This window comes from Haloarcula quadrata (genome assembly GCF_003634715.1).
In the GTDB taxonomy this organism is placed as follows: domain Archaea; phylum Halobacteriota; class Halobacteria; order Halobacteriales; family Haloarculaceae; genus Haloarcula; species Haloarcula marismortui.
Genome location: NZ_RBWW01000001.1, coordinates 1772223 through 1795406 on the forward strand (window position 1 = coordinate 1772223; position 23184 = coordinate 1795406).

Sequence of the window (23184 nt, forward strand, 5' to 3'; positions counted from 1 at the left end):
GGGGTAGCACCTGCAAGCGAGTGAGCGAGGGGAGCTGCACGCGACCGCCGTCGGTCACTCGTTCTCTACGCCTCCTTTGGTTTCCGTGCTGTGTCCGTATGACTCCGACGGCCGCTGGTAGTTTCCAGCGGGTCCATCCCTATCTGGTTCCGACTCGCGGGCACGCGCTGTCGCAAGCCGTTCCAGTGCCGTCGCGATCCGTTCGAGCGTGAGGATGAACCGCACGAGAAGGTAGAGGAACCAAGGGACCACGGCCACAATCAGTCCGAGTAGAATCTGTTGGACGATGATGAGGCTGTACACGACAACAACGATAGAGAGGCCAGCGAGTATCCCTATCACCGCTTTCCTCGATGTGGAGGGCATCGCTAGTCGGTTCACGTGCGCGACACGAAAGGGTTTGCTCTGCTGTGGGAACACGTACGAGGAATCTTTTTGCGAAGGCCGTCCCGAGCCACGGTATGGTCTCTGAGCTATTCGACCCGGAGCGGTGGACAGCCATCGACCGGTTCGACTTCGCCGACATCACCTATCACCGCTCGACCGACACGGGCGCGGTCCGCATCGCCTTCGACCGGCCGGAGAAGCGCAACGCCTTCCGCCCGGAGACGGTTGACGAACTTGCGACGGCGCTGGACCACGCCAAGCGCCAGACCGACGTGGGCTGCGTTCTCCTGACCGGGAACGGCCCCTCCGAGAAGGACGGCGGCTGGGCCTTCTGTGCCGGTGGGGACCAGAGCATTCGCGGTGAAAGCGGCTACGAGTACAGCGAGTCGCCACGCGACTCGGACACAGCGAGCGGGGAGCAAAGCGACTCACGAGAGACGAGCGACGGCGTAGAAGATGACGCGCCGGAGAACGTCGGCCGCCTCCACATTCTCGAAGTCCAGCGCCAGATCCGCCACATCCCAAAGCCCGTCGTCGCCGTCGTCCCAGGGTGGGCCGTCGGCGGCGGCCACTCGCTGCACGTCGTCTGTGACCTCACGCTCGCCAGCGAGGAGCACGCCAAGTTCCTTCAGACGGACCCCGACGTGGGGAGCTTCGATGGCGGCTTCGGCTCGGCGTATCTCGCGCGACAGGTCGGCCAGAAGAAGGCCCGCGAGGTGTTCTTCCTCGGCAAGACCTACGACGCCGCCGAAGCCGCCGACATGGGGATGGTCAACGACGTGGTTCCTCACGAGGACCTTGAGGACACTGCTATAGAGTGGGCCGAGCGCATGAACGAGAAGTCACCAACGGCGATGCGGATGCTCAAGTACGCATTCAATCTCGACTCCGATGGGATGGTCGGTCAGCAGGTGTTCGCCGGGGAGGCGACGCGGCTGGCCTACATGACCGACGAGGCCCAGGAGGGGCGGGACGCGTTCAACGAGGGCCGCGACCCGGACTTCGACGACGTGCCGTGGCACTACTAACGCACGCCGCGTAACCGTCGGTCAGTCCTCGTACGCGAGGGTCATGACCCACTGCGAGAAGGTGTCGTCGTGGGGGTCGACCTCTTCGTCGCCGATAAACGGCGAGAGCTGGTCACCGGCCATCAGAAGCGAGAAGTCGAGGTCGCGGGCCGCGGGCGTCAGGTAGTACGTGTTGTGCCCCTCATACACCGTCTCCTCACGCTGGATGAGGTCCTTCTCGAACAGGGACTCGACGATGCGACTCCCCTTTCGCGAGGAGACGTCGAGTTCCTTCCAGAAGTCGCTCTGGTGGATGCCACCGGACTCACGAATCAGTTCGAGCCCGGCCCGCTCGCCATCAGAAAGGTCCGCCTCCGACGCTGCTGAACTCATGTATTACTCATACCGTGAGTCGGCCGCTTAAATCTGACCTTCGACCGGGCGGTACGGCGTCCGGCATGGCGGCCCGGCCGCGTGCCGATACTCGTGGGCAGCACCCAGTGTGATGAGCGACGACGACCGCGTCCCGAATCCGTCACCGTGGACGCAGACGCCGTACTCGTGGTCGCTGATGGTTTCGCCTGCCCGATCAATCCATTCGTCGGCGGCTTCGCCGGGCTCCGGAACCAGCGCCTCGCGCAACCGCGTCGCGTTGTTCGCTTGCTCCTCGCCGGCATCGGGCCGATGGGCTGGAATCCGGTAGTCGCCGTCCGCGCCAACGTTGACGACGACGTGAACGCCGGGCTGGAAGTTCTGGACCGCGAGCTGGCCGTCCCATTCCAGCAGGACGGCGGCGTTCTCGTCTGCCAGCAAAAGGTTGAATCCCGAATATTCGGCGTCTCTGGTCGCTTGCTCGACGGCGCGGGCGGCTGACTCCGCGCTCTCGTGACTCAGCGCGTCCCGGACGAGCAGGCCGCGCGAGCGGTCGCCGGCAAGGTCGGCGTCGACCCAGCGGTTCGTCACCGCCGCTAGCAGGCCGTGCTCGTTGTAGCCGATCCACGTCCCGTCGGCTTCCTCGTCAGCCGGTGCGACGACGCGACTGCCCCAGTGGCGCTGTTGTGGCGGCTGTGACGGCCTATCGAGCCGCTCGTCGCGGTTCGCCGCGACCGCGATCGGCGTGCCGTCGAAGACCTGCCACGCGAGGACGATTGTACACACGGAACTGCATATGCTATCGACGTAGAAAACCGCTTGGCCGCGAGCCCCGATCCGCTATGCCGATTCGTTCGACTCGCTGGCAGTCCCGAAATGCGACCGGACGGCGGCCCGGTCTACGGTCCCTGACGCCGTCCGCGGGAGTGCGTCGGCGATTCGAACTGTCTTCGGAACCTCGTACGGCGCGAGTCGCTCGGCGCAGTGGTCGCGAACCGCCTCGGGCGATACATTCCCGACGACCAGTGCAGCGACGCGCTGACCCCACTCTTCGTCGGCGAGTCCCACGACGGCCGCGTCCTCGACTGCCGGGTGTTCGCGAATGGTGTCAGCAACCGTCGACGCGTCGACGTTCTCTCCGCCGGTCACGATCTGGTCGTCGACACGGCCTTCGACCCAGAGGTGGCCGTCCGCGTCCCGGTAGCCGATGTCGCTGGTCCGAAAGCCGTGGTCGCTGAACGCGTCATCGTCGCCGTTCAGATAGCCCGGCGTCACCGTGGGGCCGTCGACGACTATCTCGCCACGTTCGCCGGGGTCACAGGCGGCCCCGTCAGCGACGACCGTCACGTCGGTGAACACGAGCGGCTGGCCGACGGTGCCGGCGTGTTCAAAGGCTGTCTCGGGCCGCGCCGTCGCTATCTGTGACGCCGTCTCGGTCATCCCGTAGGTGGGATAGACCGGTACGTCCCGCTCCCGACACCGTTCGATGAGCGTCTCGCTGGCCGGCCCGCCACCGAGCAGGACGAAGCGGAGCGAGGACGGTGGTTCCCAGCCAGCGTCCAGCAGCCGCGAGAGCATCGTCGGCACCAGCGAGACGCCCGTCACCCCGTGTTCCGCGAGCACCTGCTGTGTCGCGTCGGCGTCGAACGACCGCTGGACGACGGCCGCAGTGCCGTATAGCGCGCTCCGGATGAACGGGGCCAGTCCGCCCATGTGGTAGGTCGGTAAGCAGACCAGCCAGCGGTCATCCGGAAGCACGCCGAGGCGGTACGACGACGCGACGGCGCTAGCGACGAGGTTGCCGACGGTCAGTCGGACGCCTTTCGGCTCGCTGGTCGTCCCCGAGGTGAAGATGACCAGCTGGGTGTCCGTGCGGGAGAGGGGTGCCGGGGTCACGTCGGTGGCTGTTTCACCAGCCGAACCCGCCGCTGCTGTCTCGTCGGCGACAGCAGCCGCTGACAGTTCCCTGTCGACCGAAACGGTGGGACAGCCGTCGATGTCGGCCGCCAGCGACGCGGTGCTGTCTCCACAGACCAGCAGGTCCGCGTCAACTGTCGAGAGCTGGCTTTGGAGCGTCGCCGCGTCGAGTTCGACGTTCAGCGGCGCGAGTGTCGCCCCCAGTCGCATCGCCGCAAACAGGAGCGTCCCGACCGCCGGCCGTGTCGGCAGGAGCGTCGCGACGGTGGCGTCCGGGGCGTCGACCCGCCGGTCGAGTTCGGCAGCCACCGCATCGACGGCAGCATCGAGTTTCCGGTAGGTGACCGCGTTCCCGGAGGCCGCCGCGATCATCGCCGTTCGGTCGGGTGTCGTGTCGGCGCGGTGCGTTACGAGGTCCTGTGTCGGCCAATTGAGGGGGTCACGCATCGGTCCCCACCTCTGTCGGATCGATTCCCAGACCGGTCGACTGGGGGACCGACATCGCACCATCCGTTACTGTCGTCGGGTCCGGCGCGAGGTCGGCCGCCAGTCGGTCGCCGGTCGCCAGACCGCACGCGGCCACGTCGGGAATCGCGGCGGCGACGTGCAGCGCCGCAAGGCGGGCAACGACGGCGTCGATGGTCGTCGTGACGACCGGCTCGACACCCTGTTCGCGTGCCCGGAGTGCCAGCGTGTGGGCGTTGCCGGGGCCGCCCAGCACCATCGGCTTCAGTATCAGCACGTCGGCTGCGTCGGCATCGAGGACGCTGTCGACCCGGCGGTCGACGAGGGATTCATCGAGCGCGACGCCGACCCCGGAGCCCCGCAATTCGGCGTGCCCGGTGAGGTCGTCGGCCGGGAGCGGCTGTTCGACGTAGGCCACGTCCAGCGGCGCGAGGCGGTCGACGGCGTCTTGCGCTTGGTCACGGGACCACGCGCCGTTGGCGTCGGCTCGCAATGTCACGTCGTCGCCCACCCGCTCGCGGACGGTCCGAACACGCGCCACGTCTTCGTCGACGGTTCGCTTCCCGACCTTGAGCTTACAGCAATCGTAGCCGGCCTCAACCGCTCGCTTGACGGCGTCGGCGGTCTCGGCTGGAGACCCGTCGCCGACTGTCGCGTTGACCGGGACGCGATTGCAGTGCCTCTCGGAGTCGAACCACTGGTACAGCGGCACGCCGTCGGCTCTGGCGTCGGCGTCCAGTAGCGCGGTCGCAAAGCCGTGTCGGGCGGCAGGAACCGATGCGGCGTCCAGCGACAGCAAGACATCTGTGTGCCCACCGTCGGCTGCGACCGTGGCAGCGTCGTTGAGCCCGCGCTGGCAGTCGTCGAGCGACTCCGTCCAGCCCGGGAGCGGCGTGGCTTCGCCGACGCCGGTTTCGCCGCGGTGGTCATAGCGGACGACGAACCCCGAACGCTGGCTAATTGTCTCGCGGGCGGTCGCGAGCGGACTCGACAGCGAGAGGGAGAACGAATCGACCTTCATAATAGCTGTGTGGCGGCGAGACCTGCCGCGAACAGGACGGAGTGGGCGAACAGCGTCTGACCGACCCGTTCGAGCGTCGGGTTCAGTGCGTCGCCGTCGGTCTGTGTGAGGACTGTTTTCGAGATAGTCGCCGCCAGTGGCAGCGTCAGCAGCGGGGCCAGTGCCGCCAGTCCGTACTGGCTATCGAGGGCGAACACGACCGGGACGACGTAGGCCATCCCGACCATCAGGAGAAATTCGACGCGGCTCCAGCCGTAGCCCAGATAGACGGCCAGCGTCTTCTTGCCAGCGGCGCGGTCCGTCTCGCGGTCTCGGATGTTGTTGACGACGAGAATCGCCGTCGACAGCCCGGCCGCTGGGAGGCTTGCCGTGATGGCAGCAGCAGTGACCGACCCCGGCGGGAGCGTCATCGGAAACGTGCCGACGCCGCTTGCGCTCGCCACGGCCTGCACGTAATATGTGCCGGTCACAGCGACGAGACCGAAGTAAACGAACACGAACAGGTCGCCGAGACCGCGGTAGCCGTAGGGGAACGGACCGCCGGTGTAGAGAACCCCGGCGGCGATGCCCGAGAGGCCAACCACGACGATGGGGAGACCGCCGACGGCGACGAGATAGACGCCGATGACGACAGCGAGGCCGTAGGTCGCTATCATCGCCCGTTTGACCTCCTCGGCGTCGATGAGGCCGCCAGCGGTCACACGGGTGAATCCCTCACGCTCGTCGGTGTCGGCCCCCTTTACTGCGTCGTAGTAGTCGTTCGCAAAGTTCGTTCCAATCTGGATAAGCAGCGCACCTACCAGCGCCGCGACTGCCGGCAACAGAGCGAAGACACCGGCGTGGACTGCCAGGCCCATCCCAACGATGACCGGCGCGGCCCCGGCAGGCAGTGTCTGTGGCCGCGCGGCCATCACCCACGCCTGCCGCTTCGAAACGTCCGCCGTCGCTGTACTCATTGCTGAAAACTGGGGACGCTATCCTCAAAGCGACTGTGGTTCGACAGGCACCCTAAATATGACCGGTTCCGAGACAGCAAAATCAGGGGAGTATCACAACCACTTTATCATGATTAACCATACGATAGCCTGAGATGCATAAGCCACTGCTTACCACGGATTTTCTCGACCGTGCGCGGGAGTACTACGGGGACAAAGAGGCTATCGTCGCCACGACCGGTGAGCGCTTCACGTACGACGAGTTCGGGGAGCGAGCCGACGGGTTCTCGGCGGCGATGGCTGCCCGTGGCATCGAGAAGGGGGACCGGGTGGCCGTCTTGGACCCGAACACGCACTACCAGCTCGAAGCGGCCTACGGAACCATGCAGCTGGGCGCGGTCCACACGCCGCTGAACTACCGGCTCGTGCCGGACGATTTCGAATATATCCTCTCGGACGCCGAGGTCGACGCCGTCTACGCGGACTACGAGTACGCGGATAAAATCGAGCCGATTCGGGACGAGGTGCCCACTGATATCTTCGTGACTAACGACACGGACGCCGTCGACGGCGACTGGGAGTCCTTCGACGACATCATCGAGGAGGCGGGGACCGACTACGAGCGCCCCGAGATGGACGAGGACGACCTCATCACCATCAACTACACGTCGGGGACGACCGGCGACCCGAAGGGCGTCTGCCGGACCCACCGGACGGAGACGCTGCACGCGTACATTGTCGCGCTGCATCAGGAGATTTCGGACGACGACGTGTACCTCTGGACGCTGCCGATGTTCCACGTCAACGGCTGGGGGCACATCTTCTCGGTCACCGGAATGGGCGCGAAACACGTCTGCACCCGCGGTGTTGATGCCGAAGGCATCTTCGACGCTGTCAGGACTGAGGACGTGTCCTATCTCTGTGGCGCGCCGACGGTGTTGAACATCCTTGCGGATCGCTATGCGGCCCACGACGGGGAAATCGAGACGACCGGTGCGAACGACGTGCGCATCGCGACGGCCGGCAGCGCACCGCCGGAGGCCGTCATCCGAACCGTCGAGGACGACTTCGGCTGGTACCTGAAACACGTTTACGGCGCGACCGAAACCGGCCCGCTCGTCACGACCTCGGACGCCCGGCGCTTCTTTGAGGACGGGAGCGATGCCCGCTTCAGCGTCAAGAAGCGCCAAGGTATCGGCTACCTCGGGACCGATGTCCGGGTCGTCGACGAGGACGGCAACGACGTGCCACACGACGACGAGACGCTTGGGGAGGTCGTCGTCCGCGGCAATCAGGTGATGGACCGCTACTGGAACAAACCCGAACAGACGGAAGAGGCCTTCTCCGACCGCGTCGAGGGCTACTACCACATGGGCGACTTGGCGACGGTCGACGAGGACGGCATGGTTGCCATCCGCGACCGCAAGAAGGACATCATCATCTCCGGCGGCGAGAACATCTCCAGCATCGAACTAGAGGACACGCTCTACGAACACGACGCCGTCAGCGATGTCGCAGTTATCCCCGCCCCGAGCGACGAGTGGGGCGAGACGCCGAAGGCCTTCGTCGTCCCGAATTCGGGCGATCCCGACAACCCGGGCGTGACAGCCGAGGACCTCCGGACGTTCACCCGCGAACAGCTGGCGACCTACAAAGTCGTTCGCCGCGTGGAGTTCGTCGAGGAACTGCCCACGACAGCAACTGGGAAGGTCCAGAAGTACGAGCTCCGCGAACAGGAGTGGGAAGACGAAGACGAGATGGTCGGCCAGGGATAGCGACCCGCAAGAACCTCACAGAAGTGTAAATTATTTATAATTAAGCGGGGCCGAAAGATGGAACACGTAGCCCGCCAATGACGGGCATATGTTAGCTTCCGGTTTCAGAGATGGTCTTTTAATTCAGCGTCCTATAATGTATGACTACTACCCAAAGATATGACTGCTATCGCTGAGACAATTTGCATTCTCCACGTCGATGATGAGCCGGGATTTGCCGACATGGCAGCGACGTTTCTGGAACGCGAGGACGACCGGGTAGACGTGCAGACTGCGACGTCCGCCACAGCGGGGCTAGAAATCCTAGCTGACAACGACATCGACTGTGTCGTCTCCGACTACGATATGCCCGAGCGGAACGGCATCCAGTTCCTCGAAGCCGTCCGCGAGGAATACGGGTCGCTTCCATTTATTCTGTACACTGGCAAAGGCTCCGAGGAGATCGCAAGCGACGCTATCTCGGCCGGAGTCACCGATTATCTGCAGAAAGAGAGCGGCACCGACCAGTACGCGGTGCTCGCGAACCGAATCACCAACGCAGTGGAGTCTCAGCGTGTCAAGCGAGAGCGGAACCGCCAACTCGATGCCATCGAGACCGCACAGGAGGGCATCAGTATCCTTGACGAAGATGGGGAGTTCATCTTCGTCAACGAAGCGTACGCAGACCTCTACGGTTACGATCCGGCGGAGATGCGCGGGAAACACTGGGAACTGCTGTATCGAGAGGCGGATATCCCTCGAATCTACGACGATATCATTCCGGCTGTTCAGGAAAACGGATACTGGACAGGCACAACAACCGGACTCCGTGCGGACGGGAGCACGTTCATCGAGGACCACGTGCTCGCACGGACCGACCGCGGTGAGTTGGTCTGCACTGTCCGGGATATCTCCGACCAGCGAGACGGCGAACAGGAGCTCTCCCGGATCAAACGTGCCATGGACGAGGCCCCGGTCGGAATCACGATCACCGGCCCCAAACAGGAGGACACTCCGATCAGCTACGCGAACAGGCAGTTTCTGGAACTGACCGGCTACACGGAGTCTGAGGTCCGCGGCCGGAACTGCCGGTTCCTCCAGGGCGAGGAGACCGAGGCAGAGCCGGTCGACGCGATGCGGGCGGCCATCGACGCGGACGAACCCGTATCGGTCGAACTCCGGAACTACCGGAAAGACGGGACGATGTTCTGGAATCAGGTGTCTATCGCCCCAGTCCGCGACGAAGACGGAACGGTCGTCAACTACGTTGGGTTCCAACGGGACATTACCGAACGGAAAGAACACGAACGCCGCCTCAAAGCTCTCAGCGAGTCGGCGCAGGACCTGCTCCAGGCAGACACGCGCGAGGAAGTGGCCGAAATCGGCGTCGAGACGGCCCGCACGGTACTGGGACTCGAAGCCAACACGATCCACCTCTACAACGAGGCCGAACGGACGCTCGAACCGGTTGCCGCCTCTGACGGGATATATGACCTGCTAGAGGATTTGCCGACCTTCACGCCCGGAGATAGCATCGCGTGGCGCGTCTACGAGTCCGGCGACGCACTCGCAGTCGATGATGTCCACGCTGACCCGGACATCTACAACCCGGACACGCCAATCAAAAGCGAACTATATCTCCCGCTCGGCAGGCATGGAATCCTGCTGGCCGGCTCGGGGACAAACGCGGCGTTCGACCAGCGAGACGTCATTCTCGGAGAGATTCTGGCCGGACACATCATCAGCGCGCTCAAGCAGGTCGAAGGGACCGAACAGTTACGCGACCGCGAACGGGACCTCGAACACCACAACGACCGGCTCGAAGCGTTCACGAGCGTCGTCTCACACGATCTACGGAATCCGCTGAACGTTGCACAGGGACGACTGCAACTGGCACGCGAACAGTACGAGAGTGAGCATCTGGCCGCTGTCGAACAGGCACACGAGCGAATGGACACGCTGATAACCGACCTGCTCACGCTGGCACAGGACGGTGAGACCGTCACCGACCGCGAATCGGTCGCGCTCGCGTCGCTCGCCGAAAATTGCTGGACGACCGTCGAGACGGCCGATGCGACACTCGTCACCGATATCGACCGGACTGTCCTGGCAAACGAGAGCCGCCTGAAGCAGTTATTCGAAAACCTCGTCCGGAACGCGGTCGAGCACGCCGGGGCAGACGTGACCGTAACGGTCGGAGCGTTAGACGACGGGTTCTACGTCGCGGACGACGGCCCCGGCATCCCCGAAGACGAGCGAGAGACAGTGTTCGAAGCCGGCTACTCAACGAGTACGGAGGGGACCGGGTTCGGGCTCAGTATCGCCCGGAAAGTTGCAGCGGCACACGATTGGGAGATCAGCGTTCGGGATAGTGCTGATGGTGGCACACGCTTCGAGATTACCGGCGTCTCGTTTTGTGATTCGTAGCGACTGGCACGGCGTCCGTCTGGGGGCTTGCTGGCACTCGTTCAGTGACCCTCGTCACTCCACCGCTGTTCCGTTAAAAAATGGTCGTTGCCCGACCGCTGTTCGATAACGAGCAGACGCTATCTGTCGGAGTGAGATGTCGCTGCCTCGTTTGTCTGCAAAAACGTCGGCGAACCGAGTTCCGTTACTCTTCGAGCGCGTCAGCGATGCGGTCGAGCGAGCGTCGCATATCGTGGACTTCGTCCCGGAGCTTTCGCATCTCTCGCGTAAGTTCCTCGTTGTCGCTCCCGCCCGATTCCTCGCGCTGCCCTGGCGGGCCGCCGCCCATGCCGCCGGGGCCGCCCGGACCGGGACCGCCGGGGCCGCCGCCCATCATGCCGCCCATCATCTGTGCGAAGGGGTTGCCGCCGCCCATGCCGCCGGGGCCGCCGCCACCGCCCATCATCTCTTCCATGCGCTCTTCGCGGCTCATCTCTTCGCCGTCGCCCTCGCCTTCTTCGCGCTCCTCGGCGCGCTGCTGTCGGATCTCCTCGACTCGCTCGCGGAAGGACTTCTCCTCGCCGCCTTCCTCGGTCGCATCCGCCGATTCGCCAGCGTCTTCAGGTTCATCGTCTGCCATACGCTCGGATTTGGTTGGGCCGCTGAAAAGGGTTGCCGTCCGAAGACAGACTCGATAAACGGTCGGTCAGCGAGGGACGCTGGTCCGGAGAATTGCGCCGTCTTCGGGTGACTGGTTCGCAAAGTTACAGATGAACAGCGACTCCTGCTGGTCGCCGGTCCGGAAGAGCACATCGGAAGGGAACACCAGCCCGTCGTCCGCCGTTGCGACGACGTCCGTGGTCCCGTCCGCAGTCACTCTGACGACGCGGTTCTGGCTGTTGGCCGCGACGTAGATGTCGCCGTCCCGGCTGGTAATCCCGTCGGCTCCAAATATCGTCCCGCCCTCGAAGAACATCGAGGGCTCGCCGGCAGCGCCGTCCGACTCAACCGGAACGCGGAGCAAGCGGCCAGTTTCTTCGGGGGCTCGCGTCACTGCGACGAAGATGTCGCCGTCGGCGTCGCGGGTGATTCCGTTCGCGCCGAAACTCTCCGTTTCCAGCCGGTCGTCATCCAGCCAGGTCGACCGCTCACCGTCGGTCGTGACCGCGTAGACCACGCCGTTTTGCGATTCGGTCACCAGCAGGCGCTCCCGGTCAGCATCATAGTGGATGTCGTTCGGGAACCCGCCCATCTCCACGAGTTGCGCCGCGTCGCCGTCGAGCGGGATTTCCCAGACGCCAGCCTGATCGTCCTGTGTGGCGACGGCGACGTATACCGTTCCATCGGGCGCTGCTTCGACGCCAATCGCGCCGGGCAGCGTCGCAATCTGCTCGGTATCTTCGAGGGAAAGGCCGGTCGCGCCGGTCTCTGCCGCAGGGACGCGCCGAACTTCGCCGGCCGTGATACCGAAGTACAGGCCGCCGTCAGGACCGAGGGCCATGTTCTCCGGTACGCGGTCGCCGCCGACCGAGACGAGCGTCTCGACGGCCGCTTGGTCCGGCGTCGCTGTCGCGGTGTCGGTTGCCGGCGGCTCGTCGGTTGTCGTCGTGGGTTCGGCATCACCATCGTCAGTGGGTGACGGCGTCGAGTCAGTGGCAGTCGACTCATCGCCGCCGGTACAGCCGGCCAGCCCCACACTGGCGATGGCGCTGCAGCCCATCAGGAATCGTCGCCGCGTCGCGCGTCGTTGGGTCATGATATCCCTCTCGACGTATGGCTGACAGGTGCCTGAAACCTCGGATTACTGAAACGCCGACTGTGGGTACCTGATATGGCTGGGGACCGGCTCAGGCGAGTCGTCGGACCAGCACCGAGAGCCCCAGTCCGCAGCCGAGCACCACGGCGAGGTTGAACGCCGCGTTGAACAGTGGCCGATACCGGTCAGTGACGAACGTATCAATCGCCGACGACGCGGAGAAGTAGAACTGCAGCGTCGCGATGAGCGCCACGAGCGTAAGAATAGCGAATACGGCCCATTGCGCGTAGATAGCTATTGTCGGACCCGCGTTGTCGTCGTCTGGCTCATCGACTCCGCCGCCGGTATCCGCGTCAATATCCTGTGCCACTGTGTCGGTGTTGGAGGTATCACTCATTGGTCTGTCTCCGTGCGATGAGGAGCGCGCTTGCGAGGACGGCAATCAGGCCGACCAGCGCCGTGAAGCCGGGACCTTCTCCGGCCGCAGTCTGCTGTGGTTCGTCCATTCCCTGCTCCGCTGGCCGTTCCTGCTCGAAGTCACTGGACTGGAAGCCGACTTCCTGCCGGGTTTCGTTCTCCTGCAGGCGCTCCGTCGGATGGAGGTTCGCCGGGGAACTTTCGGTCCCGACGATGACGCCGTCGGAGAGCAGCATACCGTCGAGCCAGTAGTTGTAGTCGTCAGGCACCCTCAGCTGGGTTCTGACGATCTCTGTTCGGCCGGGGCGAATCTGGCCGACCCGCACGGTCGACTCGTCGGCGATGACGTTCGAGTCAGCCTGCCGCGCCCGGAGGCGAAGCGAGAGGTCATCGGACGGGGTGTTGCCAGCATTTGTGACGTACACCGACACGTTCAGCGTCGTCTGATTGTCCGAGACGCCGTCGATCCGGTAGGTGATGGAATCGAGCGGCACGCCAGCGTTCTCGAAGCGCTGGAACGTCACGGTACTGCGGGCGTACGCCGGTGTGAGCGCGTCGACGTTCTGGACCGACTGCTGGCCGGTTTCGACCCGGTTCCCGTCCTCGTAGACGATCGTGTCTATCCGATAGCCGCCCGCCCGCTCGACTGTGATGTTTGACCGCACCGATACCTCTCGTTCCCCTTCGACTGTGCCGACCGACTGTCGCGTCGTCGTTGCGACGAGGCCGGTGTCCGCGTCGATAGCTCGCGTCTCGACGGTGACGTTCTCGGCGGGACCACCGCGGTGAGAGAGTCGGGCGTCGATGGCGAGCGTCACTGTCTGGCCGTCGACGGCGGCCGGTTCGATGGTCGTCTCGCGGAGGTCGAGATAGCTCTCACGAACGTTGTCCTCGGGTTCGGAGAGCGCGCCGGGGACCGCTGTTGCACCGATGAGCATGGTCAGGACGACCACGACCACGCCACCGGTCAGGAGGGTTTCACGTCGCACACGAGGAAGGGCAACAGCCGCGTTTAAATGTCTTCTGCACTGTCAAGTGTGGATTACAGCGACGCCAGTCTCCAGTGTTACCCGAACGCACCGAGGCTCGACTGGAGGTCGCGGTCGGTCCCGCCGTCGGTAAGTTCGTAGCCGACGAGCTGTCGGAGGTCGACAGCATAGACACTGCCGTTGTTCTCAAGCACGGCGACTCGTCCCTTCGTCCCCCGGACGGTCCCCGTCGCCAGGGTTTCGGCCATCGGACGGTCCGAGAGGGGCAGGTCGTACTCGAAGTCGTAGGTCGCCAGCGGGTCATAGCGCTCACAGAGCGACGCCCACCAGTCCGTGTCGACGGACTGGTCGAATCCCGATATCTTCGTGGGAACTCTGACCCGGTCGCCCAACTCAACGGCGATGTCGGCCTCGACCTGTCGGGCGATACGGCCGTCGGCGACGGTCCGGAGGTGGGCGGCCCTGTCAGCCCCCTGCTCACGGAGCCGTGTTTCCAGCCGCCAGGAGCGGGTGACGCCGACCTTGATGACATCCGGCGCGAACGCCGCCAGATACACCGCGTGTTCCTCGTCGCAGGTGTCGAGGGGCTTGTTGCAGTCACCGGTACAGCGGGCACACGGCCAGATGTCGGTGTGTTCCGGGCAGTACGGCGCAGAGTCATTGTCGCAGTGAAAATGTCGGTCGCCGTCGACCGCGCCGGCGCAGTGGCGCTCACCGAGCGTGTAGGAAAGGTCCGTGTTCGGGTCCAGTCGCTCAGTAGTCACGCTCCCGTCCTCGGCCAACAGGAGCGCGGCGTGTTCGTCGACCCGCGCGCGGTAGCCCACGACCTGCACGTCCGGCGGTTCGGCGCGGAGCCGCAAATGGCTACCGGGACGACGTTTTTGTGTTTGTCTGTCATATCTCCCGACATGGCAGACCTACAGCTCCGAAGTCCGGCCTTCGACGACGGGGACCGTATCCCCGAGGAACACGGCTACTCGGCGGCAAACACGAACCCACCGCTAGAAATCGAAAACGTTCCGTCGGACACGTCGTCGCTCCTCCTCATCGTCGACGACCCGGACGCCGAGGAGCCGGCCGGAAAGGTGTGGGACCACTGGCTCGTCTGGAACATCCCGCCGGATATTGGTCGGATACCGGCGGGGTGGGAGCCCGATGAGGCCACAGAAGGACAGAACGACTTCGGTGAGGTTGGCTGGGGCGGTCCGAATCCGCCGGACCGGGAGCACACGTATCGGTTCCTCCTGTACGCGCTAGATACGACGCTTGACCGCTCCCCGGCAGCCGATAAAGACGACGTGTACGACGCGGCCAGCGGCCACGTCGTGGAAAAAGCACAACTGAACGGTACGTACCCGGCCTGAATCCGCGCTCAGAGTTCTTCGAGCAGTTCGCGGGTCGACTGTCGCACCGCGTCGTCGCTCGACTGTTCGGGCTCCCAGCCCAGTGCCGAGAGCTTGTCGACGGAGAGGCGCATTCGCGGCACGTCACCCGTCCAGCCGCGGTCACCGCCGGTGTACTCGTACTCGGGGTCGATGCCCATCTCGTCAGCGACGATGCTGGCGATGCGGTCGACTGACGTGGTCGTCCGTGTCCCGAGATTGAACACGTTGTGGTCCTTGTCGGCGTGTTCGACGGCGAACAGCATCGCGTCGATACACTCGGAGATGTGCATGTAGGACTTCTCTTGCCGACCGTCGCCGAGAATCGTCAGCGTCGACGGGTCATCGGTGAGTTTTTCGATGAAGTCGGGGATGACCGCACCGCGCAGACGCGGGCCGACGATGTTCGCAAACCGGAACACCCACGACTGGATGTCGTGGCTGTGGGCGTACGTCGAGACGAGCGACTCTTCGGCGAGTTTCGTCGCGCCGTAGACACTGATTGGCTCAAGCGGCGCGTAATCCTCTGGAGTCGGTCGCGGCGCTTCGCCGTATACTGTAGATGACGACGTAAACACGAGGTTTTCGACGCCGGCTTCCTGCATCTGTTCGAGAATGTTGTACGTGATGTCGCTGTTGTCCTCGAACTGGCGGCGAGGGGTGTCCGTGTCGACCAGCTTCGACGCCGCGAGGTGGACGACGAGGTCGACATCGCTCGTGATAGCCTCAGCGACGACATCGGGGTCGGTGAGATCACCATCCAGATAGGTTGCGCCCTCATGGACCCACTCGGATTGCCCGTTCGCTTCGTTGTCGACGACGACGACGTCGTTGTCCGGAACGAGGCGCTCGACCAGATGCGACCCGATAAAGCCTGCCCCGCCGGTAACGACTATTCGCTTCTCTGATACGTCCATAGGTGCGATGCTTCCTAGGCGAGAAAAAACGTTGTGGTCGCGGCCGATTCCGGTGGAGTCGGTAGGCACGTAACAGATGACAACGTCGTTTTATACCTTCCCCTGTGAGGGTCGGTTATGACCCGATTCACTCGCCGGAGCGTTCTCTCGGCGACGACCGTTACCCTCGGCGCGCTAGCCGGATGTGCCGGCGGCGGTTCTGAGTCGGCCGAAACGGAGACGGCGACGCCGACGCCCGCACCGGGCCAGCCGCTCTCGACGCCCGTCGCGGGCGACCCAGAGGCCGACGTTACGGTTGCGGTGTACGAAGACTACGCCTGTCCACACTGTGCAACCTACTCGGAATCCGTCTACCCGCAGGTTCGGGAGGACTACCTCGCTGATGGAACCATCCGCTATGAGTTCCACGACTTCCCGATTCCGGTCGATGAGGACGCCTCGTGGCAGGCCGCAAGCGCTGCGCGCGCCGTACAGGACAACGCCGGCGACGAGGCCTTTTTCACCTACTCCGAGCGCCTGTTCGCGAACCAGAATCAGTTGGGGCCGGACACCTACGCCGACCTGACGGAGGGTATAGACATCGACGGCGAGACTGTTCGAGCGGCCGCGACGGGAGAACTGTACCGCCCGACAGTTTCCGGTGACCGCGAAGCCGGCATTGACCGTGGCGTTCAGGGAACGCCAGCCGTGTACGTCAACGACGAGCGGGTCGAATGGAGCGAGGTCTCCTACGAACCGGTCCGGGCCGCCATTGAAGCCGCACGGAGCGACGGATGAAGGATTCCCCACAGGTGACGGTGCTCCGACTGGGCCACCGGCCCGGCCGGGACGAGCGGATGACGACCCACGTTGGGCTGACCGCACGCGCGCTCGGGGCCGACAAGGTCGTGCTGGCCAACGCCGCGCGCAACCAGGCCGACACCGTCATCGATATCACCGACCGGTTCGGTGGCCCCTTCGACGTGGCTTCGACGGAGGAGCCAAAGCGGCTCATCCGCGATTTCGAGGGGCGCGTCGTCCACCTGACGATGTACGGCGAGCCAGTCCAGGAGGTCGAGGCCGATGTTCGAGAGGCCCACACAGCGGAACCGCTGCTGGTCGTCGTCGGCGCGGAGAAAGTCCCCTTCGAGGTGTACGAACACGCCGACTGGAACGTCGGCGTCACCAACCAGCCACACTCCGAGGTCGCTTCACTGGCCGTCTTCCTCGACCGCCTGTTCGAGGGCCGGGAACTGGACCGCGAGTGGGAGAACCCCGACCGGGTGGTCGTCCCGCAGGAAACCGGCAAGCGAGTCGTCGACCCCGACGAGGAGTGATACCCACGCAGTTGTGCCGCGGGCCTTTTATCGCTCGACGCTAACTCACGCTCAGATGTCGCGTCACAACGTGTTGCTCGTCGTCGCTGACAGTCTCCGCGCCCGGAGCACCTCCGTACTGGGCTATCGCCGGGAGACGACGCCCTTTCTTGACGCCTTTGCCGAGGAGGCGACGGTGTACACGCAGGCTCGCAGCCCGAGCAACTGGACCGTCCCCAGCCACGTCAGCATGTTCACGGGCCACGAGACCCACGAACACGGCGTCGACCACACCGCTCGACTCGACGCTGGCCACACAATCTTCGAAGAACTTGCCGATGCGGGCTATGACACGGGGCTGTTCTCCGACAATCCGTTCCTGACCGACCACGAATCGGGGCTCGACGACGTGTTCCAGACGGCGGTCGGCTCGCCCGAGCAGTATGACTCGGCCTACGAGACGAACGGCTCGCTGGGCGACTGGCCCAACGGCTTCTGGTACGCCGACCGAACGCTGGAGTGGGTCGACGACCGGGAGAGCGAGTGGGCTGCCTGCATCAACCTGATGGACACCCACCGCCCGTACGAACCGCTCGCCGAGTACGACGAGTGGAGCGATGAGCGCTCCCGCGAACTCCAGGAGTCGATGGGGTTCAAGTGGCACTGGGAGTTCCTCTCGGGGAACCTCTCGCTTGGCTTTGCCAGCATTCTCGAACAGATATACGATGGTGCAGTCCGGCAGGCCGACGCCATCTTCGAGACGCTGATCCGGGGGCTGGACGAGCAGGGCGTGCTTGAGGACACGCTGGTCGTCTTCGTCGGCGACCACGGCGAGGGCTTCGGCGAACCGACAGCGATTTCCGAGGAACCACCAGCCGTCAGCCACCGTATCGGAACCCACGACAGTATGTATCACGTCCCGCTCGTCGTCCGTGCTCCCGGCCAGCGGGAGGGACACCGCATCACCGACCTGGCGACACTCAGCCGGTTCCCCGAGGCCGTCCGCGCGATGGCGCTCGGCGACGGCAACGCGGACGGCCCGGCGTTTGCCTCGCCGAACGGGACCGTCGTCGCGTCACAGGCCCCCATCGGCCCGGCAATGCGCGAGGAGGCCGAACGGGTCTGTGGCGACGCTGCCCCGTTCGCAAAACACGCTCGCCTGGTCTACCACGACCGGCCCGGCGACGAGGTCCGAAAACGGGCGGCGTGGGGCGACAGTGCCCACGAATCCGTTATCAAAGGCTGTGGCGGCACGGTCGAGGACCGCGATATCGACGCCACTGTCGTCCGGAACCACTTCGACAGCGACCGGTACGCCGACGTGGCTATCGCGACGCCGCTCGACGGCTACACCGAGTTCGAGGATGCGTCTGACACGCAGTTTGCCGGAGACCTTGACGACCGACTGGAGGCGCTTGGATACAAATGACGATGATACCCGACACCGAACTGGTACTCGTGGTCGCAGCCGACGAAAACAACGTCATCGGCCTAGATGGCGGCGTTCCCTGGCACTACCCAGAGGACGTGCGCCAGTACAAGAACCGCATCGCCGGCCACCCAATCATCCTCGGGCGGCGAACGTTCGAATCGATGAAGCCCATCCCGGACTGCTACACCGTCGTCCTGACGAGCGACGACAGCCGGAGCGCCGATTCGGAGACAGTTGAGTACGCCACAACGCCGCAGATCGCTGTCGAAGCAGCCGCTCGCGCCGGCGCGAGCGGGGCGTTCGCTGGCGACAGCGCTGGCGCAGACAGCTCACCACCAGTCACCTACGTCATCGGCGGCGAGGCGGTGTACGACCTGTTCCTCCCGTTCGCCGGCCGGGTTTTCCTCAGCCGTATCCACGAACACAACGAGGGCGACCGGTATTTTCCAGATCTGGGCGCGGAGTGGACAGAACTGTCCCGGGAGCCCCACGACGGGTTCGATGTCATCGAATACGAACAGGCATCGCCGCGACCGCTCGACGACATCTGACTGTTCGCCAGTCAACAAAGTCGCCTGAAACTGTCGGTGGCCTGAAAACCACAGCTGTTAAAGTAATTCAAATGACTACTATCCTGCAGCAACTCGTGATGCTAGACAAAATCAAAAAATCCGTCTCGGATGTACTCTCGGGTGGGAAGGGGCAGTCAGACAACGGACCAGAGGCCAGTGCAGTGACGAACAACCGTGTTCAGGCTAGCTCCACCGGCGGTGACGGCGCGGCCGACGAACCTGAGTCGAATCTCTACGAGTGTCCGTCCTGTGACTCCGTCTTCGTCGCTATCGACAAAGAGACCTGCTCCTCCTGTCGGACTCCAGTCGAGCAAATCGAATAGCGGGGGCCGTGGCGACGGATTACGGTGACGGTGGTGCCCGAAAAAGGACTGCTGTCCGTCGCTGTTGCTGGCTGCCTGCGGGCACAACGAGTGCTTCCCACCAGCAGCATGGTCCTGGCCTCTGTGTCAGCGTTCAAGAGAGGACGACCCGATGGTTTTAACCACATGACTCCCGGATGTGCGGGTAATGGCTTTTGAGGAACTCTTGGAGGACCCCGTCATACAGAAATACCTCCACGAGCTGGTCGGACCGAAAGGGATGCCGGTCGCCGCCGCGCCGCCGGACGGCGAAGTGACCGACGAAGAACTGGCCGAGGAGCTCGGACTCGAACTGAACGACGTTCGCCGAGCGCTGTTTATTCTCTACGAGAACGACCTCGCGACCTATCGTCGGCTCCGCGACGAGGACTCTGGGTGGCTCACGTACCTCTGGACGTTCCAGTACGAGAAGATCCCCGAACAACTGCAAGAGGAGATGCACCGCCTGCTCGACGGCCTCGAAGAGCGCCGCGAGTACGAGCGGGAAAACGAGTTCTACCTCTGTGAGCACTGCGGTATCCGCTTCGAGTTCGGCGAGGCAATGGAGTTCGGCTTCGAGTGCCCCGAATGTGGCAATCAAGTCGAGACGATGGAGAACACCCGTCTCGTCACCGCGATGGAGAATCGCCTCGAGGAGCTTAGAGACGAACTGAACGCTGACGTGGACGTGGAAGCCTGATGGTCGTTCTCGGTACAAAAGTGTACGTCGCCGGCGACGCCCGGGACCGTACGCTCGACGGCCTGCGCTCGATGGTCGGCAACGAACTCGGCGACCTCGACGTGGCGTACGACATCGGCCTCCGTGACGACGACTTCCCGACGGTGACCCTCGACGGCCCGGACGAGACTGTCGCGAAGAACCTCCTCCGCGAGGAGTTCGGCGAGCTGGTCGCCGACCACGAAGACGGCGAGACGTACGTCGGGACACTCGATAGCTGGGACGAGGACGGCTTCGTCCTCGATGTCGGCTTCGGCCAGACGGTCCGGATTCCGGCCGATGAACTCGGTCTCGGGCAGGGGACGCCGTCACAGATCCGGAAACGGTTCGGACTGGTCCAGCACCTTCCGCTCCGGTTCGTCGCCGGCGACCCTGCAAGCCTTGCAGAGGTTGAGCAGGACCGCCTGTACGAGTGGAGCCGTGGCAACAACGGTCGCATCAACGCGAACAGCGTGACACGCTCGGAAGCGCGTGCGACGGTCAACCGCGCCGGCCACGCACAGGATATCGTCACTGTCGAACGTATCGGCCTGTTAGAACAGAGCATCATCTGCAACCCGGACACCGACCCGCCGGGGCTGCTCGCCGACATCGGGCAGTATATGCCGTCGGAGCTGCTGGCAATCGTGCCCTGATTTCGAGCTATGAAACGCCGCCACCTCCTGTTGGTTGCCGTTCTCGCACTGGTCGCCCTTTCGGGCTGTACCGGCTTCTTCGGCTCCGAAGAGGTCGACCCGGAGCGGCTGAACGAGAACGCGAGCTACGACTGGAACACCTCAGCTGACGGGACCATCGTCATTGAGGAGTCCAAATACACCGCCGTCTACGCCGTCGAAAACGAGACGACGTTCGATGTGTACACCGTCGACGGCCTCGGGCGCGAGCGGAGTGTCCCTATCAGTGCGCTTCGGTTCCGGTACGAGAACGGGACTGTCGTTAGCGCTGCCAACTCCTCGCTGAGCGCTTCAGAGAGCCGCCAGCGAACGACTGTCAATCTCTCCGGGAACGTCTCCGGAAAGGTGGGCTACTCGGTCGCGCGAACCGGCAAGCGCTTCGCCTCCCCGACACTCGTCGAAGACGGCTCGTACACGGTCGTACTCCCGCCCAATACCGGAGCCGGGATTCCGTTCCTCTCGCGAATCAGCCCGGGAGGCTACGAGTCTGAGACCGTCGACGGCCAGCAGGTCATCCGCTGGGACGAGGTGACCTCCGACCAGATTGTCGTCCGGTACTATCTTGACCGCGACCTGTGGCTGTTCGGCGGCCTGTCGGCCATCGCCATCGCTATCGGCGTTGTGGGGACGCTGTACTACTACCGACAGCTACAGGCGGTGATTCGCCGACGCCAGGAAGCGGGCATCGACCTCGAAGAGGACGACGGTGACGACGACCCGCGGGACCGCGGGCCACCGCCGGGGATGCGCTGAGGTCGGACCGAAAGCGCAATTGGACGCCTTTCGCAGACGCTAACCGGGTCACTTTTTCGCATCGGGCGTGCACACACGGCTATGAGCAACGGGTGGTTCGCCGGGCTGGACCCGGACGACGACGCGGCCGCTGTCGAACAGATAGAGGCCGGGCGAGCCGAGACGCCGGAGAACTGGCCACAGCAGGCCGTCGAGGCGGGGTTCGCCGACGACGAGGCGGCCTACTACGACCGCCTGCACGAGGTGACGATGGCGGCCACCAGCGCGGCGGTCGCCGAACGAGAGGGCGCTGACGACCAGCAGCTCGTCCACGCAGTCCGGGCGATGGCCGACTGCGAGCGGACGGCCAACGAACTCGCCGAGCGGGTCGCCGAATGGGGCGGGAGCCGACATGGTGACAGCGGCAGCGGCGTCGAGTACGCTCGCTCACTGGCCGACCGGGACGACGAGGACGAGGGGGACCGCGCGCTCCGGTCACTCGCCGAGCAGACGGCCGCGCTGGCCGACGAGGCGGACTCGCTCCGGGCGTACATCGAGCGGACCGCGCCCGCCGTCGCACCGAACCTCTCGATGCTGGCCGGGCCAGTACTTGCGGCCCGACTTATCTCACTGGCCGGCGGGCTCGAAGCGCTGGCGAAGAAACCGAGCGGGACGGTGCAAGTGCTGGGTGCCGAAGACGCGCTGTTCGCCCACCTCAAGGGGAACGCCCCGTCGCCGAAACACGGCGTCATTTTCACCCACGAGTACGTGCGCGGAACCCGCCGGGAGGACCGCGGGTCGGCCGCGCGGGCGCTCGCCGGGAAACTCTCGATTGCCGCTCGCGTCGACCACTACAGCGGGGACCGCCGGCCGGACCTGCAGGCGGACCTCGACGAGCGCATCGAGCGGATTCAGGCGCGCGCTGAAGCGGGGACGGAGGAACAGGAATGACGCACCCAACTGGCGTCGAGCGTCACGACTTCGACGGTGAGACGAGCCTCGCCACACGAGGCCAGCCGGTGTACGGCGAGCGGACCGACGGCGACTGGCGGCGGTGGGACCCCCACCGCTCGAAGCTCGGCGCGATGCTCGAACACGGGATGGACACCGGCCTCGGCGGCGGCGAGACCGTCCTGTACCTCGGCGCGGCGGCCGGGACAACCGTGAGTCACATCGCCGATTTTGGCGGCCCGACCTACGCTGTCGAGTTCGCGCCCCGGCCCGTGCGGGAACTGCTGGACGCCGCGGAGAGCCGGCGGAATCTCTTCCCGCTGCTGAAGGACGCGCGCAAACCCGAGAGCTACGCCCACATCGTCGAACCGGTTGACGTCGTCGTGCAGGACGTGGCGACCAGAGGGCAGGCCCGGGTGGCGACACTCAACAAACAGTTCCTGACCGACGACGGTCGGCTGCTCGCGGCTATCAAAGCCCGGAGCGAGGACGTGACTGCCGACCCCGACGCCGTGTTCGACAGCGTGCGTGCGGAACTCAGCGCCGAGTACGAACTGCTGGAGACGGCGCGACTGGACCCGTATCACGAGGACCATCTCGGTATCGTCGCTCGGCCCCGCAAGGACTGACGCGGGACCTCTTGTTCACGTGAGTCACGTCAGGATGGAATCCAGTTGTGCGGGCTGAGCGGGCGGGGACGGAAGGCTTTAGCGGGTCGATTCC

26 protein-coding genes are annotated in these 23184 nt (G+C 64.6%); 14 read left to right on the top strand and 12 right to left on the bottom strand.

From position 1 onward, the window contains the following. Nucleotides 1-54: 54 nt before the first annotated feature. The gene (locus BDK61_RS09110; RefSeq protein WP_121303056.1) at nucleotides 55-366 is read right to left on the bottom strand and encodes a hypothetical protein; all 312 of its coding nucleotides are present in this window, start codon (nucleotides 364-366) and stop codon (nucleotides 55-57) included. Between the two features lie 95 nt (nucleotides 367-461). Here BDK61_RS09110 and BDK61_RS09115 point away from each other — a divergent pair, with 95 nt between their 5' ends. Continuing rightward, nucleotides 462-1415: a 1,4-dihydroxy-2-naphthoyl-CoA synthase gene (locus BDK61_RS09115; RefSeq protein WP_004961476.1), complete on the top strand. Its 954-nt coding sequence runs from the start codon at nucleotides 462-464 to the stop codon at nucleotides 1413-1415. 21 nt (nucleotides 1416-1436) lie between these two features. On the opposite strand, the gene BDK61_RS09120 is transcribed toward BDK61_RS09115, so the two are convergent. From BDK61_RS09120 to BDK61_RS09140, 5 genes are read right to left on the bottom strand one after another with little or no spacing between them, the layout of a single operon-like run. After that, complete coding sequence (locus BDK61_RS09120; protein WP_004517952.1) at nucleotides 1437-1787, bottom strand: helix-turn-helix transcriptional regulator; 351 nt, start codon at nucleotides 1785-1787, stop codon at nucleotides 1437-1439. Nucleotides 1788-1814: 27 nt separating this feature from the next. After that, nucleotides 1815-2552: an NRDE family protein gene (locus BDK61_RS09125; protein ID WP_121303057.1), complete on the bottom strand. Its 738-nt coding sequence runs from the start codon at nucleotides 2550-2552 to the stop codon at nucleotides 1815-1817. A 54-nt stretch (nucleotides 2553-2606) separates the two neighbouring features. After that, on the bottom strand, nucleotides 2607-4130 hold the full coding sequence (locus BDK61_RS09130; protein WP_121303058.1) for an AMP-binding protein: 1524 nt from the start codon (nucleotides 4128-4130) through the stop codon (nucleotides 2607-2609). Further along, nucleotides 4123-5169, bottom strand: coding sequence for a mandelate racemase/muconate lactonizing enzyme family protein (locus BDK61_RS09135; RefSeq protein ID WP_121303059.1), 1047 nt, complete (start codon nucleotides 5167-5169; stop codon nucleotides 4123-4125). The genes BDK61_RS09130 and BDK61_RS09135 overlap by 8 nt, the downstream gene beginning before the upstream one ends. Then, the gene (locus BDK61_RS09140) at nucleotides 5166-6125 is read right to left on the bottom strand and encodes a 1,4-dihydroxy-2-naphthoate polyprenyltransferase (protein ID WP_004961464.1); all 960 of its coding nucleotides are present in this window, start codon (nucleotides 6123-6125) and stop codon (nucleotides 5166-5168) included. The genes BDK61_RS09135 and BDK61_RS09140 overlap by 4 nt, the downstream gene beginning before the upstream one ends. 134 nt (nucleotides 6126-6259) lie before the next feature. On the opposite strand from BDK61_RS09140, the gene BDK61_RS09145 reads away from it, so the two are divergent. After that, nucleotides 6260-7879, top strand: coding sequence for a long-chain-fatty-acid--CoA ligase (locus BDK61_RS09145; protein ID WP_121303060.1), 1620 nt, complete (start codon nucleotides 6260-6262; stop codon nucleotides 7877-7879). Between the two features lie 159 nt (nucleotides 7880-8038). Next, nucleotides 8039-10285 carry a PAS domain S-box protein gene (locus BDK61_RS09150; RefSeq protein ID WP_121303061.1) on the top strand — a complete coding sequence of 749 codons (2247 nt, stop codon included), beginning with the start codon at nucleotides 8039-8041 and terminating at the stop codon, nucleotides 10283-10285. A 184-nt stretch (nucleotides 10286-10469) separates the two neighbouring features. Here BDK61_RS09150 and BDK61_RS09155 read toward each other — a convergent pair whose 3' ends face one another. The 5 genes from BDK61_RS09155 to BDK61_RS09175 all read right to left on the bottom strand — a co-directional run bounded on the left by BDK61_RS09155 (nucleotide 10470) and on the right by BDK61_RS09175 (nucleotide 14286). After that, complete coding sequence (locus tag BDK61_RS09155; protein ID WP_121303062.1) at nucleotides 10470-10904, bottom strand: hypothetical protein; 435 nt, start codon at nucleotides 10902-10904, stop codon at nucleotides 10470-10472. Nucleotides 10905-10970: 66 nt separating this feature from the next. Beyond that, a complete protein-coding gene (locus BDK61_RS09160; RefSeq protein ID WP_244209747.1) occupies nucleotides 10971-12020 on the bottom strand; it encodes an SMP-30/gluconolactonase/LRE family protein in 1050 nt (349 codons plus the stop codon). Nucleotides 12021-12111: 91 nt separating this feature from the next. Then, nucleotides 12112-12417, bottom strand: coding sequence for a hypothetical protein (locus tag BDK61_RS09165; RefSeq protein ID WP_007190395.1), 306 nt, complete (start codon nucleotides 12415-12417; stop codon nucleotides 12112-12114). After that, nucleotides 12410-13426, bottom strand: coding sequence for a DUF7490 domain-containing protein (locus tag BDK61_RS09170; protein ID WP_121303063.1), 1017 nt, complete (start codon nucleotides 13424-13426; stop codon nucleotides 12410-12412). The genes BDK61_RS09165 and BDK61_RS09170 overlap by 8 nt, the downstream gene beginning before the upstream one ends. A 77-nt stretch (nucleotides 13427-13503) precedes the next feature. Next, nucleotides 13504-14286, bottom strand: a complete 783-nt coding sequence (locus BDK61_RS09175) for a DUF2797 domain-containing protein (protein ID WP_121303064.1) — start codon at nucleotides 14284-14286, stop codon at nucleotides 13504-13506. Between the two features lie 48 nt (nucleotides 14287-14334). On the opposite strand from BDK61_RS09175, the gene BDK61_RS09180 reads away from it, so the two are divergent. Then, nucleotides 14335-14790, top strand: coding sequence for a YbhB/YbcL family Raf kinase inhibitor-like protein (locus BDK61_RS09180; RefSeq protein WP_121303065.1), 456 nt, complete (start codon nucleotides 14335-14337; stop codon nucleotides 14788-14790). Between the two features lie 8 nt (nucleotides 14791-14798). Here the strand turns inward: BDK61_RS09180 and BDK61_RS09185 are convergent, their stop codons facing one another. Next, nucleotides 14799-15725: an NAD-dependent epimerase/dehydratase family protein gene (locus tag BDK61_RS09185; protein WP_121303066.1), complete on the bottom strand. Its 927-nt coding sequence runs from the start codon at nucleotides 15723-15725 to the stop codon at nucleotides 14799-14801. 117 nt (nucleotides 15726-15842) lie between these two features. Between BDK61_RS09185 and BDK61_RS09190 the strand changes: the two genes are divergently transcribed. The 10 genes from BDK61_RS09190 (at nucleotide 15843) to BDK61_RS09235 (ending at nucleotide 23090) form a co-directional block, all read left to right on the top strand. Continuing rightward, complete coding sequence (locus tag BDK61_RS09190) at nucleotides 15843-16502, top strand: DsbA family protein (RefSeq protein WP_004961434.1); 660 nt, start codon at nucleotides 15843-15845, stop codon at nucleotides 16500-16502. Then, nucleotides 16499-17041, top strand: coding sequence for a tRNA (cytidine(56)-2'-O)-methyltransferase (locus tag BDK61_RS09195; protein WP_004961431.1), 543 nt, complete (start codon nucleotides 16499-16501; stop codon nucleotides 17039-17041). Before BDK61_RS09190 ends, BDK61_RS09195 begins: the two co-directional genes overlap by 4 nt. A gap of 55 nt (nucleotides 17042-17096) precedes the next feature. Then, nucleotides 17097-18449, top strand: coding sequence for a sulfatase (locus tag BDK61_RS09200; RefSeq protein WP_121303067.1), 1353 nt, complete (start codon nucleotides 17097-17099; stop codon nucleotides 18447-18449). Continuing rightward, nucleotides 18446-19003: a dihydrofolate reductase gene (locus BDK61_RS09205; protein WP_121303068.1), complete on the top strand. Its 558-nt coding sequence runs from the start codon at nucleotides 18446-18448 to the stop codon at nucleotides 19001-19003. The genes BDK61_RS09200 and BDK61_RS09205 overlap by 4 nt, the downstream gene beginning before the upstream one ends. A gap of 71 nt (nucleotides 19004-19074) precedes the next feature. Further along, complete coding sequence (locus tag BDK61_RS09210) at nucleotides 19075-19347, top strand: hypothetical protein (RefSeq protein ID WP_004961422.1); 273 nt, start codon at nucleotides 19075-19077, stop codon at nucleotides 19345-19347. A gap of 187 nt (nucleotides 19348-19534) precedes the next feature. Further along, nucleotides 19535-20065, top strand: coding sequence for a transcription factor E (gene tfe, locus BDK61_RS09215; RefSeq protein WP_004961418.1), 531 nt, complete (start codon nucleotides 19535-19537; stop codon nucleotides 20063-20065). Further along, nucleotides 20065-20739, top strand: a complete 675-nt coding sequence (locus BDK61_RS09220; protein ID WP_004961415.1) for a DUF2110 family protein — start codon at nucleotides 20065-20067, stop codon at nucleotides 20737-20739. Before tfe ends, BDK61_RS09220 begins: the two co-directional genes overlap by 1 nt. 9 nt (nucleotides 20740-20748) lie before the next feature. After that, on the top strand, nucleotides 20749-21531 hold the full coding sequence (locus BDK61_RS09225) for a DUF5803 family protein (protein ID WP_007190386.1): 783 nt from the start codon (nucleotides 20749-20751) through the stop codon (nucleotides 21529-21531). 81 nt (nucleotides 21532-21612) lie between these two features. Then, entirely contained in the window at nucleotides 21613-22461 is an 849-nt protein-coding gene (locus BDK61_RS09230) for an NOP5/NOP56 family protein (RefSeq protein WP_121303069.1), read from the top strand. Further along, the gene (locus BDK61_RS09235; RefSeq protein WP_121303070.1) at nucleotides 22458-23090 is read left to right on the top strand and encodes a fibrillarin-like rRNA/tRNA 2'-O-methyltransferase; all 633 of its coding nucleotides are present in this window, start codon (nucleotides 22458-22460) and stop codon (nucleotides 23088-23090) included. The genes BDK61_RS09230 and BDK61_RS09235 overlap by 4 nt, the downstream gene beginning before the upstream one ends. Nucleotides 23091-23184: the final 94 nt, after the last annotated feature.